12 protein-coding genes are annotated in these 18,556 nt (G+C 70.6%); 6 read left to right on the forward strand and 6 right to left on the reverse strand.

The window, feature by feature from the left end:
* Nucleotides 1–17 precede the first annotated feature (17 nt).
* The 4 genes from VFK57_15255 to VFK57_15270 form a co-directional block, all read right to left on the reverse strand.
* Entirely contained in the window at nucleotides 18–2,408 is a 2,391-nt protein-coding gene (locus VFK57_15255; GenBank protein ID HET7697068.1) for an ABC transporter permease, read from the reverse strand.
* Between the two features lie 40 nt (nucleotides 2,409–2,448).
* Nucleotides 2,449–5,697: a TonB-dependent receptor gene (locus tag VFK57_15260; protein ID HET7697069.1), complete on the reverse strand. Its 3,249-nt coding sequence runs from the start codon at nucleotides 5,695–5,697 to the stop codon at nucleotides 2,449–2,451.
* A 104-nt stretch (nucleotides 5,698–5,801) separates the two neighbouring features.
* The gene (locus VFK57_15265; protein ID HET7697070.1) at nucleotides 5,802–6,998 is read right to left on the reverse strand and encodes a DUF1343 domain-containing protein; all 1,197 of its coding nucleotides are present in this window, start codon (nucleotides 6,996–6,998) and stop codon (nucleotides 5,802–5,804) included.
* 17 nt (nucleotides 6,999–7,015) lie between these two features.
* Nucleotides 7,016–8,248, reverse strand: a complete 1,233-nt coding sequence (locus VFK57_15270) for a PQQ-dependent sugar dehydrogenase (GenBank protein HET7697071.1) — start codon at nucleotides 8,246–8,248, stop codon at nucleotides 7,016–7,018.
* Nucleotides 8,249–8,273: 25 nt separating this feature from the next.
* On the opposite strand from VFK57_15270, the gene VFK57_15275 reads away from it, so the two are divergent.
* Nucleotides 8,274–9,641 (forward strand): PQQ-dependent sugar dehydrogenase, encoded by a 1,368-nt coding sequence (locus VFK57_15275; protein ID HET7697072.1) that lies wholly within the window; start codon nucleotides 8,274–8,276, stop codon nucleotides 9,639–9,641.
* Here the strand turns inward: VFK57_15275 and VFK57_15280 are convergent.
* Complete coding sequence (locus tag VFK57_15280; GenBank protein HET7697073.1) at nucleotides 9,606–10,298, reverse strand: hypothetical protein; 693 nt, start codon at nucleotides 10,296–10,298, stop codon at nucleotides 9,606–9,608. The two genes, VFK57_15275 and VFK57_15280, sit on opposite strands and share 36 nt — an antisense overlap.
* Before the next feature lie 36 nt (nucleotides 10,299–10,334).
* On the opposite strand from VFK57_15280, the gene VFK57_15285 reads away from it, so the two are divergent.
* From VFK57_15285 to VFK57_15295, 3 genes are all read left to right on the forward strand, one after another.
* Entirely contained in the window at nucleotides 10,335–10,673 is a 339-nt protein-coding gene (locus VFK57_15285) for a PadR family transcriptional regulator (GenBank protein ID HET7697074.1), read from the forward strand.
* Nucleotides 10,670–11,056: a hypothetical protein gene (locus VFK57_15290; protein ID HET7697075.1), complete on the forward strand. Its 387-nt coding sequence runs from the start codon at nucleotides 10,670–10,672 to the stop codon at nucleotides 11,054–11,056. The genes VFK57_15285 and VFK57_15290 overlap by 4 nt, the downstream gene beginning before the upstream one ends.
* A 177-nt stretch (nucleotides 11,057–11,233) precedes the next feature.
* Entirely contained in the window at nucleotides 11,234–14,065 is a 2,832-nt protein-coding gene (locus VFK57_15295) for an EAL domain-containing protein (protein ID HET7697076.1), read from the forward strand.
* Between the two features lie 9 nt (nucleotides 14,066–14,074).
* Here the strand turns inward: VFK57_15295 and VFK57_15300 are convergent, their stop codons facing one another.
* On the reverse strand, nucleotides 14,075–15,274 hold the full coding sequence (locus tag VFK57_15300; GenBank protein HET7697077.1) for a hypothetical protein: 1,200 nt from the start codon (nucleotides 15,272–15,274) through the stop codon (nucleotides 14,075–14,077).
* 207 nt (nucleotides 15,275–15,481) lie between these two features.
* Here VFK57_15300 and VFK57_15305 point away from each other — a divergent pair, with 207 nt between their 5' ends.
* Nucleotides 15,482–15,802 carry a helix-turn-helix transcriptional regulator gene (locus VFK57_15305; GenBank protein HET7697078.1) on the forward strand — a complete coding sequence of 107 codons (321 nt, stop codon included), beginning with the start codon at nucleotides 15,482–15,484 and terminating at the stop codon, nucleotides 15,800–15,802.
* Nucleotides 15,795–18,548 carry an ADOP family duplicated permease gene (locus VFK57_15310; protein ID HET7697079.1) on the forward strand — a complete coding sequence of 918 codons (2,754 nt, stop codon included), beginning with the start codon at nucleotides 15,795–15,797 and terminating at the stop codon, nucleotides 18,546–18,548. Before VFK57_15305 ends, VFK57_15310 begins: the two co-directional genes overlap by 8 nt.
* Nucleotides 18,549–18,556: the final 8 nt, after the last annotated feature.

Genomic DNA, 18,556 nt, shown 5'->3' on the forward strand with positions numbered 1-18,556 from the left:
CGGGCGCGGAGGCTCGATCAGTCGGCGTTCAAGGCTGCCGACGGATTCGTCCGCGTCGCGCCCCGCGACGCCCACAACGTCGTCGCGAGCCCGGCGCCGATCAGGAGCACCGACGCGGTTCCGTACGTGAGCGGATCGAAGGCCACGATCCCGAAGATCCGCGACTGCAGGACGCGCGACACCAGCACGCCGCCCGCGAGACCGGCGACCGCGCCGATCGCGAGCAGCCGGACGCCTTCGCGAAGAAACATCGCGAGCACGTTGCGCGCGGTGGCGCCGAGCGCGACCCTCACGGCCACTTCCTTGTGGCGCTGCTGCACCGCATATGCGGTCACCCCATAGATGCCGAGCAGGGCCAGAAATGCGGCGATGGCGGCGAACGACGTCAGCATCATGGTCAGGAATCGCGTCCCGGCCAGCGTGCGGTCTTCCGCCGAGACGAGCCGCGGCGGATCGACGACCGCGTCTCGATCCAGATCGGCAGCCGCCTTGCGCAGCGCCTCGAACAGGGCAGGGGTCGCCGCCCCGGTCCGGACGTAGAAGGTTCCGAACCGCCCCTCGGGCAGCCGCGGCATGTACAAATCGCCTTTCGCTTCGTCGCCGTACGCCTGCCGCACGTCGCGAGCCACACCGACGACCGTCCGCCATTCCGTCGAGCGCGGTCCGGACGGCGTCTGGTCGACGAAGCGCAGCCGGCGTCCCACCGCTGTGCCGTCCGGCCAGAGGCGCTGCGCCAGCGACGCGCTGACGATGGCGAGCGGCGCGGCCGCCGACACTTCGTCGGCCGAGAACGGACGTCCTTGTTGGAGCGCAATGGCAAACGCCGAGAAATAGCCGCTGCTCACGAAGACGGTTCCCCCCATCGCGGTGCCGGCGCCGTCCGCTTCGACGAGGCGATCGGGCGGCGCGACGTAGGGCGGCCAGCTGCTGTAGGCGGTCACCGCACCGGTCGCTTCCGTGACGCGCCGTTCGAATTCCGCCTTGAAGGCCAGGTAGCTCGCGGGATCGGGATGGTTGCGCGCGCGCAGTACCACGCGGGAGCGCACGAGACCGTCGGGATCGAAGCCGAGATCGGTCGACACCATCGCGATCAAGCTGCGCACCATGAGGCCGCAGGCGACCAGGAGCACGAGCGAGCCGGCGACCTCGAAGGCGATCAGTCCGCCGCGCAGCCGCCGCATCGGCCGGCCGCCGCTGACGCCCCGCCCGGACTGGCGCAGCGCGTCGGTCAGCGCGCGCCCCCCAGGAACGAGCGATGACGCGAGCGGCGCGAGCGAGATTGCGACTGCGGCCAGCAACCCCGCTGCGGCGACGGCGAGGAGAACGGTGGCATCGATCTGGATTCCCGCGGCATTGGGGGCCTGGCGTCCGAGCTGCGTTTCGATCAGCGGCGCCAGCGTGCCCAGCGAGAGCGCGGTCAGCCCGAGACCGCCGGCCAGTCCGGCGCCCGAAAGCAGCGCCGTCTCCGCCATGAGCATGCGCGCGATCTGCGTCCAGCCCGCGCCGAGCGCGAGCCGGACCGCCACTTCGCGCCGGCGCTGCATCGCGCGGAGCAGCATGAGCACGGCGACGTTCGCACACACGATTACCAGGACGAGCGCCACCGCAATCACCACGCCGAGCAGCACGGGCCGCACGCTGCCGACCCATCGTTCGTGCGCCGATTCGAGCTGCACGCCGGTCCAGCCGGCGGGAATCGGCGACGTCGCGGCGGCGCGCGCGGCGTCGGTGATCCGCCGCTCGGCGACCGCCGGAAGCACGCCCTGGCGCAGCTTGACCATGTAGGCGCGAATCGGCGCCGCCTGTGTCACGAGCAGGTCGACCCCGGTGCGCGCTTCGCGGCCGTAGTAGAAGTCCGGCTCCAGCACCCCCGCAATGCGGAAGGTCTCCGGCGCACCCGGGCGGGATTCCGCTTCGGCCAGAATCACTCGTCCGATCGCACCCGGATCCGCGCCGAAGCGCTCGCGCCACAGCGCGTGACCGATCAACGCGGCGGGCTCGCCGCCCGCGGCGAAATCGTGCGGCTGCAGCGTGCGCCCCGACACGACCCGCACCCCCAGCCCTTCGACGAACCCGTGCGTCACGCGCAGGGCGCGGAGCGACGTCGAGAACCCGCCATCGCTGACGTGGAACGTCTCGCCCGCCGACGCGATCGGATGCTCGACGACATCGGCGACGGCGGTCCAGTCGAGCGCCGTCATCCCGCGCGGCTCCCACGGCCCTGGCGGCGCGTAGCGCAGGTGATAGATCCGACCGGCGTCGCGATAGGGCAGCGAGCGAATCAGATACGCATTGACGACGGACACGGCCGACGCCGCAAGGGCGAGGCCGACCGAAAGCGATGCGACCGCGGCAAGCGTGAAGGCCGGGGTGCGTCGAAGTCCACGCGCGGCGTACAGCCAGTTCATGCCGGAAGGGTATACCCGTTCCGGCGGCGTGTCAGTCGGTCTAGAAGAACAGCTTGACGGCGAACTGCATCAGCCGCGGCGGACCCGCGGACAGGATGCGGCCGAAGCTGGGGGAGTTGAGATCCGCCACCGGCAGCCCGAAGTTGGCGTGATTCGCGAGGTTGAACACCTCGGCGCGGATCTGCAGCCGCGTCTGCCGCACCAGCGCCACGTCGCGCACGAGCGCGAGGTCGACGTTGGTGTACGCGGGGCCGCGCGCGATGTTCCGGCCGGCGTTGCCGAACTGGCCCGCCTGCGTCTGGATGCTCAGGCGCTCGAACGCCGAGCGGCTCAACCACGCGTTCACCGTATGCGGACCCGCGTTCGGGTCGCCGACGAGATTCGGCCGGCTGGCGGGGAACCCGGAGATGGGCGGACTGTTCGCCTGCAGCGCGACATTGGCGGAGTCCGAGACGGTGAACGGCGTCCCCGAGTTGTGCGAGGCCGCCACGTTCAGCTGCCAGCCGTTGATCACCGCCCGCATCGCCGCCGGTGCGCTGCGGGACACCGGCACCATCCACGTCGCGCTGGCCACGAGCCGATGGCGCGCGTCGAACAGCGACGGCCCCCACTCCGCTTCGAGATCGAACGGGTTCTGCGCGAGGTCGTTCTCACCGGCGAGCGGACGGGCCGCCGCGCCGGAGAGATTCATCGCCGACAGATGGTCGTACGACCGCGAGTACCAGTAGGACGCGTTGAACCCCAGCGTCCCGCCGAAGCGCCGCGACACGCTCACCTGCGCCGCGTCGTAGCGCGATCGCGCGACGCTGCGCAGCATCGCCACGGTCGACAGCGCGCACGCGCTCCCGTCCGCCGGACAGTTCCCGTAGATGCGCCGCCGGTCGGCGTTCTGCGCCGTCGCCCCGGGTCCGAAGACCGCAGGATTCGCTTCGACGTTGCGCGGCAAGTGCTTCCCGCGCGCGCCGACGTACCGCAGTTCGACGACGTAGCGATCGAGCATGGAGCGCTGGACGCTCGCGTTCCAGTTGTGCACGCGCGGCGGCTTCGCCTCGGGATCGAGGGCGAAGAGCGTCGACGGCCGCACGAACGTGTCGGGCGCCGTCGGCGGGCGGCCGAGAAACGGATTCTGGAAGTTCAGGCCGGCGCCGCTGAATTGCACGAACTGCGCCCACGGCGTACTGCTGATCGCAATCTGCGACGTCGTCCCGGCGCCGTTCTGGAACTGATCGTAGAACAGGCCGTAGGCGGCGCGGATCGACCACACGCCGGCGCCGTTGGGATCCCAGGCGACGCCGGCCCGCGGCATGAGCGCGTGGATGCCGTCGGCGATGCCGCGGCCGATTCCCGGATCGCCGGGGAAGACGAGCCCGAGCGGCGCGTCCGGCCTGACGGTGGACTGCACGCCGGGGACGAAGCCGTTCAACCGGTCGTCTGCCTCGGTGAACGGGTTGATGCGCTCGTAGCGCAGCCCGTAGTTGAGCGTGAGGCGCGGCGTGGCGCGCCACTCGTCCTGCAGGTACGCGGATGCGCTCCAGACCGCAACCGCGCGGCCGAAGTCGCCGAGGCCCTGGTAGAACGTGACCGGCGCGCCGAGCAGGAGGTTGGCGATCGCGTTGTTGGTCGGGAACGTCCCCGCGAACACGAAGAAGGCGTTCGGCGCGATCGTCTGCACCATGTCGATGCCGGTGCGGCGGAACTCGCCACCCGTCTTGATCAGGTGCGCGCCGTTCGTCCACGCGACGCCGTCCTGGATCTCGAACGTCGTCTGCGTCGAGTTGCGCGGGCCGGTGATCGCGCCGCCGATCGGCGAGTAGCCGCTGATGTTGAAGAACGGCGGTCCCTGGCCCACGTCGTTGGACGAGTTGTAGCCGAAGCCGAGCGCGGACGGCGGATTGCGATTCAGCCGCTGATCGAAGAAGAACGCGTGCCGCATCCAGCTGCCGCGGAGCGAATTGGTCAGCGACGGCGACAGGATCCGCGTGTTCGAGATCGTCGTGTGATGGGTCGAGTAGTCGTCGCGGGTCGGAAACCCCGGCACGTCGGTGCCGCGGACCGAAATGGGATTGATGTTGTGGCCGCCGGAATACGCATACCGCCCGAAGAGCTGATTCTCCGGCGACAGGTTGACGTCGAACCGGCCCCCGGCCTGGTTCGAGACGTTCCGCACCACCACCGTCTCGCGATAGAGCGATGGCGAGACGTTGCCTTGCGGGTAGAGACTGAGGACGCTGCGGGCGACGGGATTGATTGCCGCGTCCGGGATCCTGTTGCCGGGGAAGGGGACGCCGCCGGCCGCCAGGTTCAGCAGCGGCACGCCGAGCCCCGAGAAGTCGCCGAGACGCTCCTGCGCGGTCGGCACCGTCGCCGTCGTCGTCAGCCCCTGGGTGTTGCGGAACCCCTCGTAGTAGCCGAAGAAGAGCGCGCGCTCGGGCGAGAGCGGTCCGCCGATCGTGCCGCCGAACTGGTGCTGCTCGAGCGGCTCGACCTTCTCGGAGAAGTAATTCCTCGCATCGAAGGCGTCGTCGCGCACGAACTCGTAGAGCGATCCGTGCAGCTGGTTGGTGCCCGAGCGCGTGACCACGCTGGTCGTCGCGCCGGCAGTGCCGCCGTACTCGGCCGGCGCCGTCTGGGTGAGGATGCGGAACTCGGCGATCGCTTCGACCGGCAGCTTGAGCGCATAGCCGCCGTCCATGCGGTTCTGGTTCTGCGCGCCGTCGACGAGATACATGTTCTGCTCGGGCCGCATCCCGTTCACCGCGTACGCCTGTCCCTGCCGCAGGCTGCCGCCGGCGGTCGCCACGCCGGCGGGGAGCGGCGCGACGCCGGTCTCGAGCAGACCGAGCTGGGTGAAGTTGCGTCCGTTCAGCGGCAGATCAACCAGTTCGCGCCCGGTGATGACGCGGCCGAGGACGTTGGTGGTCGTATCGACCAGCTGCGCTCCGCCCGACACCTTCACCGTCTCGCTCAGCGACGAGAGTTCGAGCTGCGCGTTGACGCGCACGCTCTGGCTGACGCTCACGTCGATCGCGTCGCGAACCAGCGTCGTGAAGCCAGGCGCCTGCATGGTGACGGTGTAGCGGCCGACCGGCAGCAGAAGAATCCGATAGAAGCCGTCCGCCCCGGTCTCCGCGTCCTTGGCGAGTCCGGTTCCGGCGTTGACGGCGGTGACGCGCGCCCGCGGCAGCGGCGCGCCGGTGGCGTCGGTGATGGTGCCCTCGACGGCGCCGGTGGGATCCTGCGCTCGCGCGTCGCGCGCGAACACCACGAGTGCCGCGAGGGCCGCAGCCACGAGCAGAGGTCTCGGTACCATGCACTCCTCCCGACGAATCGCCCCGGAGCGCGCATGATACCGGAGATTCTGACGTTGCGTGACGAAGCCGACGATCGGGGAGGTCAGCGGTAGAGCAGGAACGGCTTGCGGCTCTCGGCGAAGGCCGCGGCCTCGCGATCCCATTCGTCGAGGAGCGCCGGCAGCCGTCCTCCTTCAATCGCCAGCCGCACCTCGTCCGAGCCGGTCAGCCGATCGATCGACGGTCCCCACGAGAAGTCCTTCGGGTACAGCCGCCGGATTTCCGCGATCAGAATCAGCGCGGTGCGCACCGGACGGTAGGCGCGGGGATCCGTGATCACGAACCTGACGCCGGGGATCGTCATCCCCTTGAACTTCGCCGCGGTCGGCGCGACCGTCATCGTGATCGCCTCGAAGCGGACGCCCGGGAGTCCCTTCTCGTTCATCAGCTTCACGACTTCGGGCGCGAAGAGCCAGGACGCGCCGATCTGCTCGAACGGCCGATCCGTGCCGCGACCCTCGGTCAGGTTCGTTCCCTCGAAGTACACCGAACCGGGATAGCTCGTCAGCGCCGCCAGCGAGCGCAGGTTCGGCGACGGATTGACGAACGGAAGCCCGGTCTCGTCGAGCCACTGCGACCGCTTCCAGTTCGCGGCGCGCACGACGATCAGATTCGCGCCGATGCCGTGCTGCCTGTTGAACAGCGTCGCCAGCTCGCCCACGGTCATCCCGTGCCGCGCCGGGATGGGGTACATGCCGACGAACGACCTGAACCTCGGATCGAGCAGCGCCCCTTCGACGATCTCGCCGCCGATCGGGTTCGGGCGATCGAGGACGACGAACGGAATCCCCTTGCGCGCCGCCGCCTGCATCGACAGCGCCATCGTCGACACGTAGGTCCACGTCCGGCCGCCGACCTCCTGCAGGTCGTAGAGGATCGCGTCGACGTCCTTCAGCATCTCCGGGGTGGGGCCGCGGTCCTCGGACGCGTACAGCGAGTAGATCGGAATGCCGGTCTTCGCGTCGACGTCGTCGGCGATCTTCTCTCCCGCGGCGGCGGTGCCGCGGATGCCGTGTTCCGGCGCGAGCAGCGCCACGAGCTTGACGTCCTTGCTCGCGGCGATCAGGTCGATGTCCGGCACCTTCTCGCGGTTGACGGCGCTGTAGTTGGTGATCAGCGCGACGCGCTTGCCGCGGATCGCGCGCGGGACGTCGGACAGGAAGACGTCGATGCCGGGAAGCACCGTCGCCGCGCCGGCAACCGCCGCCGCGGCGGCAAAGACGAGCGGAATGACTGACATCGCTGGTTCTCCGCAGGTTATCGGATGATGCGCAGCGTACCGGGCGTCGGCGGCGGTCCGACGATCCTCAGGACGACTCCGCGGCTGTAGCTGACGACGAACAACTCGCCCCCCGCGTCGATGCCGAACGAACTGACCCCGGCGAGCTGCGCCGCGCCGCCGAGCTCGGCGGTGTGCTCGCGCAGATCCGACGCGCGCCCCTCGCCGCCGCCGTCGGCCGTCAGCGCGATCGACCATACGCGGCTGCGGACGAAATCGGCGAAGAAGTACCTGCCGCGAAACGCCGCGCCGAGCGCCGTCCCGCGATACACGTAGCCGCCGGTAATCGAGCTGCCCTGCGAATGATCGTACTCGTGGATCGGATCGATCAGCGGCGTGAAGGCGGGCGGCCGCGAGGTCACGTTGTTGTGCGCCCCTTCGCGGTTGCGCCACCCGTAGTTCCGGCCGCCGCGCCCCGGCGGCTCGTAATCCACTTCCTCCCATGCGTTCTGTCCGACGTCGGCCGCCACCAGCGCGCCGGTGCCGCCGCGCGACGGATCGTCGAAGGTGTATCGCCACGGATTGCGCCAGCCGAAGCTCCAGATCTCCGGCCGCGCCCCGGTGCCGGCAAACGGGTTGCCCGCCGGCACGATGTACCCGGTGGGGTGATTCTCCGGCACGCCGACGTCGACGCGCAGCATCTTGCCAAGCAGCGACGCCGGGTCCTGCGCGAAGTGATTCGGATCGTCGCCCGATCCGCCGTCCCCCATCCCGACGTAGAGGTAGCCGTCCGGCCCGAACGCCAGATGCCCGCCGTTGTGATTCGCAAAGGGCTGCACGATGACTGCCGGCCCGCCCGCGCCGTTCCACCGCAGGTCGAACCGCGAGGCGGCGTCGGCCACGAGCGGATTGCCCGAGCGGCGAAAGCGCGCGACGACGGTGTGCCCCTCCGTGTTCGTGAAGTTGACGTAGAAGCGGCCCGTCAGGGCCGCGTCGGGCGGAAACGCCATGCCGAGCAGCCCCTGTTCGCCGCCGGACCTGACGGCGGCGGTGAGATCGAGGAAGTCCGCCGGCTCCACCGTGCCGCCGCGGATCGCACGAATCCGTCCGCGCTGCTCGAGGACGAACTGGACCGCCGGGTCGGCGGGATCCTGGACGATCGCGAGCGGCTGCGTAAAGCCGGACGCGTGCACGCGCGTGCGCAGCTGCGCCGCCGCGTCCGCGGCGGCGGCCAGCACGATCAGCGCGGCGATCGCGATTCGCAACACCACAGTCCCGCGCCTATTATCGGTGGACATGGCGGCGCGCCTCTATCTCGTCCTCGCGCTCGGCGCCCTGGCGGCGTGCGGCCGGACACCGCCGCCGACGCCGTCGCCGCCCGGCACCCCCGGCGAGGCCATCACCGGACGCGAGCGCCTGGGATGGGATCAGCAGGCGCGCGACGCAGCCGAGCTGGCGACGTTCCGCTACGCGATTTACGTCGACGGCGTCCGCTCCGAGGTCGCAGACGTCACCTGCGGCGCGACTGCCGGTGCCGCGGGCTTCGCGTGCTCCGGCCGCCTGCCGGTGCTGTCGAACGGTGCGCACACGCTCGAGCTCGCCGCCTTCATCCTCGACGCCGGCGGCACGCTCGAGAGCGGCCGCAGCGCACCGTTGACCGTGACCGTCGCCGGTCTGGCCGCTCCGCCGCCGATCGCGGCGCCGCTCGCCGCCGGCGAGACGATCGCCACCGCGGACGGCGTGAGGTTCGAGGCGCAGCAGCTCGCCGGCGATCTGCACGATGTCGTCGACCTGGCGCTGCTCCCTGACGGCCGCAGCCTGGTGGGCGAGCGCTCGGGATCCATTCGCCTCGTCAGCCGGGCGCCCGGGAGCGCCCCGCCGTCCCCGGCGCTCCGTCGCTCGGTCGACGGCGGCGTGGCGGCGCTCGCCGTCGCGGCGGACTTCGCGCGCACCGCATACGTCTTCGTCATTCACACGCCGGCGGGAGCGTTCCGCCTCGTCCGCTATCGCCTGGCAGGCGACGCGCTCGTCGATCGCATGCCGCTGATGCGCGACGTCGCGGCATCGGCCGAGAACGCGGCCGCGCTCCGCGCCGGCCGTGACGGACAGCTCTATGCCGCGTTCGACGACGGCGGCAGCCGCGAGGCGGCGAGCCGTCCTTCCGAATGGAACGGCAAGATCCTGCGTATCAACGCCGATGGCAGCACGCCCGGCGATCAGCCCGCCGCGTCGCCGGTCTACTGGAGCGGTCTGCGCGCGCCGCGCGGACTCGGATGGGCGGCGGACGGCGTGCTGTGGTTCACCGAGGAGCGCGGCGACCGGACCGAGCGCCTGGCGGCGATTGGTGTCGCGTCGATCCGTCCGCGGCGGGCGTCGCAGCGCGCGTCGTATCCGTTGCCGCAGCCATTCGGCGTGCGAACGCTCGCCTTCCACGCCGGCGGCGACGTCCCGGCGCTCGACGGCAACCTGCTGATCGCGGCGAGCGATGCCGGACATGTGCTGCGCATCCGCTTCGATGCCGGGGATGCCGGCCGGATCGTCACGACGGAGCGGCTGCTCGACGGACGCGTCGGGCCGGTCCGCGCCGTCGCCGTCGGCAGCGGCGGCGCCATCTACGTGGCCAGCGACTCAGCGCTCTGGCGCCTGATCCCCCACGCGCCATAGCCCGAGGCTCTTGTCGGCGAAGAGATCGCCTCCTTCGGTGCACTGCTCGTTGAGCAGCCGCTCCGGCGGCGGCAGGTTGAACGGCGGCAGTTGCAGGTTCAGCGGCCGCCAGTCGCCGGTAACGATGTCCTCGTTGGCCGTGCAGCCGGGAAACGTGGTCGTGAGCAGCCACTCGCAGCGCGAGCGGCGGATGTTCGAGAGCGCGAGCCGGGCATCGTCCAGCGAGAGGTGAACGAGGCAGTCTCGGCAGAGGAGCAGGTCGGCGTCCGGCAGGTCGTCCTTCAGCAGATCGATGGTCATGAAGCGCCGCCGCGGGCCGCCCCACTGTTCCTGGTTCGCGCCCGCCAGCTCCGGCAGCACGTCGCCGCCGATGTAGTTCACGTCGGTCTCCAGGTGGCGCATCCAGGCGAAGTCGCCGCACGGCACGTCGAGCAGCGTCCGGATCCCCAGACGATCGATGAGCGATCCGAGCTGCGACAGGATCGCGGCGGCCTGCTCGACCGAGGCGCCGGCGCCGGAACGCTCGCGCGCCCCCCAATGGTTGGTGCGGTAGATCTCGCGGAACGCCTGCTCGGTCGAGTAGCGCCGCCCGGCCGATGCCTCGCGCTCGAAGTGGAACGGGTCGAAGGGCACCGAGGTCCGTCGATTCGTCGCCATGGTTGCCTTTGTCTCCATAATGGAGATAATTCACGGATGCCCGCACCGGTCGACGCGTTCCTGCCGCTGACGCATCTCCTCTATGCCGTGCTGCTCTCGCTCGCGGAAGAGGCGACCCACCCGTACGAGCTGGTCAAGCGCATTCGCGAGCGGTCGGACGGCCGCATCGATCCGGGCACCGGATCGTTCTACTCAGTTTTATCGCAAGCGGAGCGCCAGGGACTCATCCGCGAGCGCGCCGCGCCGGCGGATTCGCGCCGGCGCGTCTACGAGCTGGCGCCCCTCGGCCGGCGCGTGCTCGCGGCCGAAGCCGAGCGCCTCGCCGGCCAGTTGAAAGCGACCCGGGCGGCACTGGTCGCGGATCGGCGGCCGTGACGGTCTTCGAACAGCTCTATCGCGCCGCGCTGGCGCTCATGCCGCGCGGGTTCCGCGAGCGCCACGGCGCCGATGCGCTCGAGATGGCCGTGAGCCGCGTCCGCGAAGAAGCCGGCGCCCGTCGTGTCCTGCGAGCGGCCCGCGAGCTGCTGGATCTGCTGCGGCACGTGCCGCGGATCCGGCGCGACGCCGCGACGCTGCCGGTCGGGCGCGGCGAGAGGGGCGGTATGCGGGACGGGCTCGCATCCGACCTCCGCGCGGCGGCGGATCCCGCGGCGATTGCGGTCGTATCGATCGCGTTCGCCGCATGCGGCCTGCTCGCGGTCGGCTGGCCGGCGCGCACGGCGGCGTCCACGGATCCGGCCGCGGCGCTCAGGAACTAGCTGCGGCCGAGCTTACAGAACTCGCAGCGGACACACGGAATTGTGAAACCGCCTGTGCCGTTCCGGCACAGATCCACCCCCTCGCCGTCCGCTCTCTGCTGTAGCAACCCATTGATTTGAAGGAGTTTATCGCCGCTATACCGATGGTGTTCCGTTTGCTTGGATCGCGCCGGCCCAATGCGCCCCGCCGTTCCCTCGCAGAACGCGATCGCCACGCTGGCCGGCGTGTATGCCGCCGCCCTGGCGGCACCCTGGCTCGCGGGCTGGATCGCGACCGATCGCCTTCCGGAGCTTGCCGGCGTTCTGCTCGCGGGCATGCTGACGGCGTGCGTGCCGGCGCAGGCGCGTGCCCTGACGGATCGTTCGTTCATGGCCCCGTCGTTCATTGCCGTCTTCGTCGCGCTGCTGCTGATGGGGCCGCAGGTTGCGTCGATAGTGGCCGTCGCCGCCGCGATCACCGGCGGATACGTCGCGGCGCACACGAGTCCGCGCCAGACGGCGATTGATGCCGCCGTCGCGGTGGCCGCGACCGCGGTGGCAGGCTTCGTCCATGGGCTGCCCGCCGGCCTGCAGGTGTTTCAGGGCTGGCCGTGGCTGCTCATCCCTCTGGCCGCCGCGGCCGTGGCGTATCACGTCGCGCTGGGCGCGTTGACGAGCATCGCCATTCCCTGCGTCCTCCGGCAGGCGATGGACGACTCGTGGCCGTCGCGCGCGACGAACGGCTATCCGGTCTATCTGCTCGGCGCGATCGTCGCCGCCGTCCTTGCCGAGATCGTGCAGCAGGGCCTGTGGAATGTCGCCCCCGCCGCCGCCGGCGGCTTGTATTGCGCGTATCGCGTCTACAGCGACTACATCCGGCGCCTCGAGGAGCAGCAGCGCCGGCGCGAAGTGATCGAGCACCTCGATCAGGGCATGTCGGTGATCGACGGCGCCGGCGTCGTCACCCAGTGGAACGACGCGCTGGAGCGGCTGGTGAAGTGCGATGCCGAGCGGGCGGTCGGTGTTCCTCTCGTCTCGGTGGTTCCGGCGCTGGCGCGCACGGAGCTTCCTCGGACGATGAAGGAGACGCTCGCGGACGGGAAGGTCCGCGTCGTCAACAACCTGGTGCTGCCGTCCGGCGCCGAGACGCGGATCGCACAGATCAAGGTGGTGCCGGTGTCGGGCGGCGTCACGCTGCTGTGGCACGACGTCACCGAGCGGATCCGCGCCGAGCACGAGCTGCGGCGCAGCGGCGAGCGGCTCGCGCTGGCCGCCGAAGGGGCGAACGACGGCCTGTGGCAGTGGAACCTGCAGACGCAGGAGTTCTACGTGTCGAGCCGGTGGCGCGCGATGATCGGGCTGCCGGCGCACGCGGCGAGCGGCAGTCCCGGCGAGTGGCTCGATCGCGTGCACCCCGACGACATCGAACCGCTGACGGGCGCGCTGCAGGCGCACCTCTCCGGCGCCAGTCCCGTCTTCCAGCACGAACATCGCATCCGCCACGAAGACGGCGGCTACCGGCGGTTCCTGTGCCGCGGCGTCGCGGTGAGCGCCGGCGTCGGGCGGAAGCCGAACCGCATCGCCGGATCGCTGACCGACACGACCGAGCAGGCGCTCGCCCAGGAGCGGCTGCGCAGCGTCGGTTTCGTCGACGCGCTCACCGGCCTGTCGAACCGCGCCGTGTTCGTCGAGGCGCTCGGACGGCAGCTCGACGAATGCCGCCGCCGTGGCCAGCGCAGCGGCTTCGCGGTGCTCTACCTCGATCTCGATCGATTCAAGATCGTCAACGACAGCCTCGGCCATCTCGTCGGCGACGAGCTGCTCGTCGCCGCCTCGCGCCGCCTCGAGTCGTGTCTGCGCCAGGGGGACTCGCTGGCCCGGCTCGGCGGCGACGAGTTCGCCATCTTCCTGAACGGGCTGACGGACGACGGGCAGGCGAATGCGATCGCGGGACGGATCCAGGACGCGCTCAGCGCGCCGTTCTCGATCGCCGGGCGCGAGGTGTTCACCTCCGCGAGCCTCGGCATCGCGTTCGGCCCGGCGCACTACACCAATCCCGACGAGATCATGCGCGACGCCGACACCGCGATGTACCACGCCAAGTCACGCGGCAAGTCGCGCCACGAAGTGTTCGACGCGGCGATGCACGCCCGCGTGCGCGACCGCCTCAGCCTGGAGAACGATCTCCGCCGCGCCATCGCGAACAACGATTTCGAAGTGCACTACCAGCCGATCGTCTCGCTCAAGACCGGCATGTGCGTCGGCTTCGAATCGCTGGTGCGCTGGACGCGCAACGGCGAGAAGGTCTCGCCGGTCACGTTCGTGCCGATCGCCGAGGAGCTCGGGCTGGTCGAGCCGCTCGGCACCTGGGTGCTCCAGGAAGCGTGCCGGACGTTCGCGGAGTGGCAGCGGCAGTATCCCCACGCCGGCCTCGACTGCATCACCGTCAACGTCTCGAGCCGCCAGCTGGTGAAGCGGAACTTCCCGCGCGTCGTCCAGCAGACGGTCCACCAGACGGGGCTGCGGCCGGCCGACCTGCGCGTGGAGATTACCGAGACCGCGCTGCTCGACAGTCCCGGCGAGGCCGCCATCGTGCTGCGCGAGCTGCGCGATTTCGGCGTCAAGGTGTATCTGGACGACTTCGGCACCGGGTATTCGTCGCTGAGCCACCTCCACAACCTGCCCGTCGACGCGCTGAAGATCGACCGTTCGTTCGTCAACAGCCTGCTGCTGCCCGGACGTCCGGCGATCGTCGAGAGCATCCTCGCCCTGGCCCGCACGCTCAACACCAGCGTCGTCGCGGAAGGCATCGAGAGCGAGGTACAGGCACGCGAGCTGGAGCGGCTCGGCTGTACGCACGCGCAGGGCTTCCTCTTCTCGCACCCGCTGCCGACCGAGAGGGTGGAAGCGCTGATCAGCGCCTGCCGGCCGCTCGGGCCGAAGGCGCTGCTCGCCGACGGCGAGCCGGATTCATCGCGCGACTTCCCTCGCGTCAGCACGCACCCGGCTGCCACCGCGCCGGCGGTGTAGCGCTCCCGGCTAGAGCGACTTCAGGAACTCGACGAGGTCCGCCTTCTGTTCCGCGGTGAGTCCGAGCGCGAACAGCGCATCGTAGTGGTTGACCACCGCGAGCAGATCAGGCGCGCTGCCGTCGTGGAAGTACGGCGCGTGCTGCCACAGGGCGCGCAGCGGCGTGGTGCGATACATCCCCGTGGCGCTCCGCGCCGCGTATCGCGGATCGGCGCCGACCTCAGACGGGGCGTGCAGCAGCGGCACGCGCGGGTCGGGACCGGCCAGCACGTCGGTGTAGGTCGGCGCAGCGTGGCAGGTACTGCAGCGTGCCGCGCCATTGAAGATCTGCCGTCCACGCTCCGCCGCGGTCTGATCGAAACTGCCCGCGGGAGGAGGCGGAGCGCCCAGGCTCAATTGGTAGGCGAGCAGCGCCGGGAGCTTCGGCGTCACGCGATCGGGCTTCTGCGTGACGGTGACGCCGATGCGCGGATCGGCGAAGCTGCCGTGTCCGCCCATCTGCGTCACCCCGACGTACCCGTTCCAGTACGAGATCGGACCATCGCCGGTGAACGTCTCGAAGCCGACGCCCTGGAGTCCGTACGCGGGAGGAATCACCACCGGCAGCGACGGCGTGTTCAAGGGAACGATGTTCGTGCCGTCGAAGATGTGGTGGCGTGGATCGTACCTGCCCGGTCCCCACGCCCTGAACTCCTCACGCAAGCCGTCCGGGAAACCGGGTGCGGCGGCCGCGATCTTTCCGGGATCCAGGTCGAGGTTGGGCCAGCCGTCCAGCCGCCGTCCGATGCCCGGCGCGAGCGAATCGTCGACGGTCGAGTGGCACAACGCGCACGTGACGCCGACGCTCTTCACACGGTCGGCGCTCACCCTGGCCACGACGCCGACGACGGCGTTCAATTCGAGCAAACGGCGAGTGACGCGCGGATCGTCGACGTCGAGTGTTCCCGCGACCAGCGCGTCGACCACGTGCCGGGGCAGCGCCTCGACGTCGACCTTGAGGCCGAGGCCGAGCGCCGCCGCGGGTGACAGTGTCTGAACCGTCTCGTGCAGCCGCAGCGTGTCGGTCCACAACTGCTCGTCGCCGAACGTGTCGAACCTGAAAATGCTCCGGCCGTCGAGCGGCTGCGCGCCGGCGGACGGTCCGGCCAGCGAGACGACCAGGACTAAGGTCAGCAGGAATGCACCCGCCGCGGCACCGATGAGTCGCATGACATCTCCTCAGCGCGACCATCCCCCGGCGAGATGCGCAGCGGCATCGTCAGCAAGATACGCGCCCGTCGAAAGCGCAGCCGGAGTACCGGGCCGCGCAATCCATTCGATGCGCGCGGCTGGTGCGGCGTTCCCGCCGCCGATGAGATGCCCCGCAACTCTTTCGCGCGCGCCGCCGTCTAAGTACGCGTTTGTAGAACTAATCCTATGGCCAAAGGGGACTTCCTCGGCGAATTCGAGATCTACGTGATGCTGGCGCTGGCCCACCTCGGGCCGGACGCCTACGGCGTGACGATCCGGCAGGAGATCACGCGCCGGACGGGGCGGGAGGTCGCCATCGGCGCCGTCTACGCCACGCTGTCGCGGCTCGAGGCGAAGCGGCTGGTGCGGCATACCCTTTCGGACCCGCTGCCGGTGCAGGGCGGGCGTACGCGCAAGCATTTCACCCTGACGCCGTCCGGCGCCCGCGCCCTCGCGCACGCCACGTCGATGCTCGCCCGCATGATGCAGGGCTGGCGCCATGCCTGACCGGGTGCCGCGCCTCGCGCGCTGGATCCTGCGGCTGGCGGCCGGCGCCGAGCACCGTGACGCGCTCCTGGAGGATCTCGCCGAGGAAGCCGCCGACCTGGCGCGGGCGTCGGGACCCGCCGCGGCGCGCCGCTGGATCCGCCGCCAGGCGCTCGCCTCGCTGCGGCCGCTGCTGCTTCGACGCGCCGAGACCGCCGGCGCCCTCGTGAGGAACGCATCGATGAACGGATGGCGCGGGTTCGGGTCGGACCTCTCGGCGGCGTCGCGCCGGCTGCGCGACACGCCAGGCTTCACGCTGGTCTGCGTGCTGACGCTCGCCCTCGGGATCGGCGGCAACACCGCGGTCTTCACGCTGATCGACCGCGTGCTGCTCAAGCCGCTGCCGGTGCCGCGGCCGGCGGAACTGTATCGCGTCGGCGACACCGACGCCTGCTGCGTCAACTCCGGGCTGCAGGGCTCGTTCTCGTTGTTCTCCTACGATCTCTACACTCATCTGCGCGACGCGGCGCCGCAGTTCACCGGGCTGGCCGCGTTCCAGGCCAACACCCGCACGGTGACGATCGGGCATGCGGATGGCGCCACCCCTCCCGAAACGCTGAACGGCGCCTTCGTCTCGGGCAACTACTTTCAGATGTTCGAGCTGGTCCCCGCGGCCGGCCGCCTCATTCATGGCGCAGACGACGAGCGCGGCGCGCCGGTCGTCGCCGTCCTCAGCCACAACGCCTGGACGCAGCGCTTCCAGTCGCGCGCCGACGCGGTCGGCCGCCGGATCTCGCTCAACGGCGTACCGGCGACGATCGTCGGCGTTGCGCCGCGCGGCTTCTACGGCGAGTCGCTGCGGCCGGATCCGCCGCAGATCTGGATGGCGATCGCGAGCGAGCCGCTGCTGCAGCCGGCGGCAAAGCTGCGCGACGGCAGGGGGCAGCACTGGCTGTACGCGATCGGCCGCTTGAAGCCGGACACGGCGATCCCGGCGCTCGAGTCGCAGTTGACCGCGACGCTGCGCCAGTGGCTCGGCACCATCGACCTGTCCCGGGAACGCGGCGAGATCTCGCGGCAGACCATCACGGTGATTCCCGCCGCGGCCGGCGTCGACAACCTGCGCAACGCCGTCGCGCCGACGCTTCGGGCGCTGCAATGGCTTGCCGGCGCGGTGCTCCTCATCGCCTGCGCCAATCTGGCGAGCCTGCTGCTCGCCAGAGGCACGGCACGGCGGACCGAGACGGCGGTCCGCGTCGCTCTCGGCGCGTCGCGGTTCAGACTGATCGGCCAGTTCCTGCTCGAGAGCATCCTGCTCGCGTGCGCCGGCGGCGCGGCCGGCCTCGCCGTGTCGTACGTCGGCGCGCGCGTCATCATCAATCTCGCGTTCCGCGGCGCGACCGACGTGCCCGTCGATCCGACGCCGTCGACGCTCGTCGTCCTCTTCGCCTTCGGCGCCTCGCTGGTGACCGGCGCGCTGTTCGGCGCGGCGCCGGCGATCGTCGGGTCGCGGACCAGCCCGATCGACGCGCTGCGCGGCGCATCGCGCATTGCGAGCGACCGCGGCGGCCGCCTGCGCGGCTCGCTGATCGCGCTGCAGGTCGCGCTCTCGCTCGTGCTCATCACCTGCGCGGGGCTGCTGGGGCGCAGCCTGCAGCAGCTCGAGCTGCAGGATTTCGGCGTCGCCATCCCCAGCCGCTACGTCGTCACCCTGGCGCCGTCGCTGAGCATGGTGACGCCCGAGGAGCTGCCGTCGATGTACGCGCGCATGCAGGAGCAGCTCGCGCGGATCCCCGGCGTCGTCAACGCCGCGTTCTCGCTGTACGCGCCGATGTCCGGAGACAACTGGTCGACGCGGATCGTGGTCGAGGGGCGCAGCACGCCCGAAGCCGCGTCGTGGAATCGCGTCAGCCCGCGCTACTTCGAGACGGTCGGCACGCCCCTGCTGCGAGGCCGGGCCTTGACCGAGCAGGACCGTCCCGGATCGCCGCTGGTCGCGGTGGTCACGCAAGCCTTTGCCGCCCGGTTCTTCGGCACAGCCGATCCGATCGGCCGCCGGATCGGGCAGATCACGCCGGAGATCGAGATCGTCGGCGTGGTCGCGGACGCGAAGTATCAGGACGGCCGCCGCGCGCCGCGCGAGATGTTCTTTCTGCCGTACCTCCAGGAAACCTCCACCAGCCGCACGCGAGCCGCGGCTGGCGGCCTGCGCATCGATCGCTCGCACTATCCGCAGGCGATCGTGCTGCAGACCGCCGGTCCGCGGTCGGGCCTCGAGGCCGACGTGCGCCGTGTGCTCGCGGACGTCGATCGCCGCATCACGGTCCGCTCGCTGGTCTCGATGGAGGAGCAGGTCGCGCGGGCGTTCAGTCTGGATCGGCTCACCGCGCGTCTGACCCTGGCGTTCGGTGCGGTCGCGCTGCTGCTGGCGTGCCTCGGCCTCTACGGCGTCACCGCGTACTCGGTGGCGCGGCGCACCCGTGAGATCGGCGTCCGCATGGCCGTGGGCGCGTCGCGGGGCCGCGTGGTCGGGACGATCCTCCGTTCGGCGATTGGTCAGGTCGCGGCCGGCGTCGCCATCGGCATGCCGCTGACGTTGATGGCCGGCCGCATTCTCGCATCGCGTCTGTTCGGCGTCACCGGCCACGACCCGCTGGTGATTGCCGCAGGTCTGGCGCTGCTCGGCGTGTCGGCGGCGATCGCCGCGCTGCTGCCGGCGGCGCGCGCCGCAACAATGGATCCGGTCCGGGCGCTGCGGATTGAATAATGCGTAGA

The organism is Vicinamibacterales bacterium (assembly GCA_035699745.1).
Classification (GTDB): domain Bacteria; phylum Acidobacteriota; class Vicinamibacteria; order Vicinamibacterales; family 2-12-FULL-66-21; genus JAICSD01.

What these genes read in the sequence shown, in the direction of transcription:
- VFK57_15310 (HET7697079.1), top strand. Translation starts at nt 15,795, where the DNA reads ATGCCTGACCGGGTGCCGCGCCTCGCGCGCTGGATCCTGCGGCTGGCG.
- VFK57_15275 (HET7697072.1), top strand. Translation starts at nt 8,274, where the DNA reads ATGGCGGCGCGCCTCTATCTCGTCCTCGCGCTCGGCGCCCTGGCGGCG.
- VFK57_15285 (HET7697074.1), top strand. Translation starts at nt 10,335, where the DNA reads ATGCCCGCACCGGTCGACGCGTTCCTGCCGCTGACGCATCTCCTCTAT.
- VFK57_15280 (HET7697073.1), bottom strand. Translation starts at nt 10,298, where the DNA reads ATGGCGACGAATCGACGGACCTCGGTGCCCTTCGACCCGTTCCACTTC.
- VFK57_15265 (HET7697070.1), bottom strand. Translation starts at nt 6,998, where the DNA reads ATGTCAGTCATTCCGCTCGTCTTTGCCGCCGCGGCGGCGGTTGCCGGC.
- VFK57_15295 (HET7697076.1), top strand. Translation starts at nt 11,234, where the DNA reads ATGCGCCCCGCCGTTCCCTCGCAGAACGCGATCGCCACGCTGGCCGGC.
- VFK57_15255 (HET7697068.1), bottom strand. Translation starts at nt 2,408, where the DNA reads ATGAACTGGCTGTACGCCGCGCGTGGACTTCGACGCACCCCGGCCTTC.
- VFK57_15300 (HET7697077.1), bottom strand. Translation starts at nt 15,274, where the DNA reads ATGCGACTCATCGGTGCCGCGGCGGGTGCATTCCTGCTGACCTTAGTC.
- VFK57_15305 (HET7697078.1), top strand. Translation starts at nt 15,482, where the DNA reads ATGGCCAAAGGGGACTTCCTCGGCGAATTCGAGATCTACGTGATGCTG.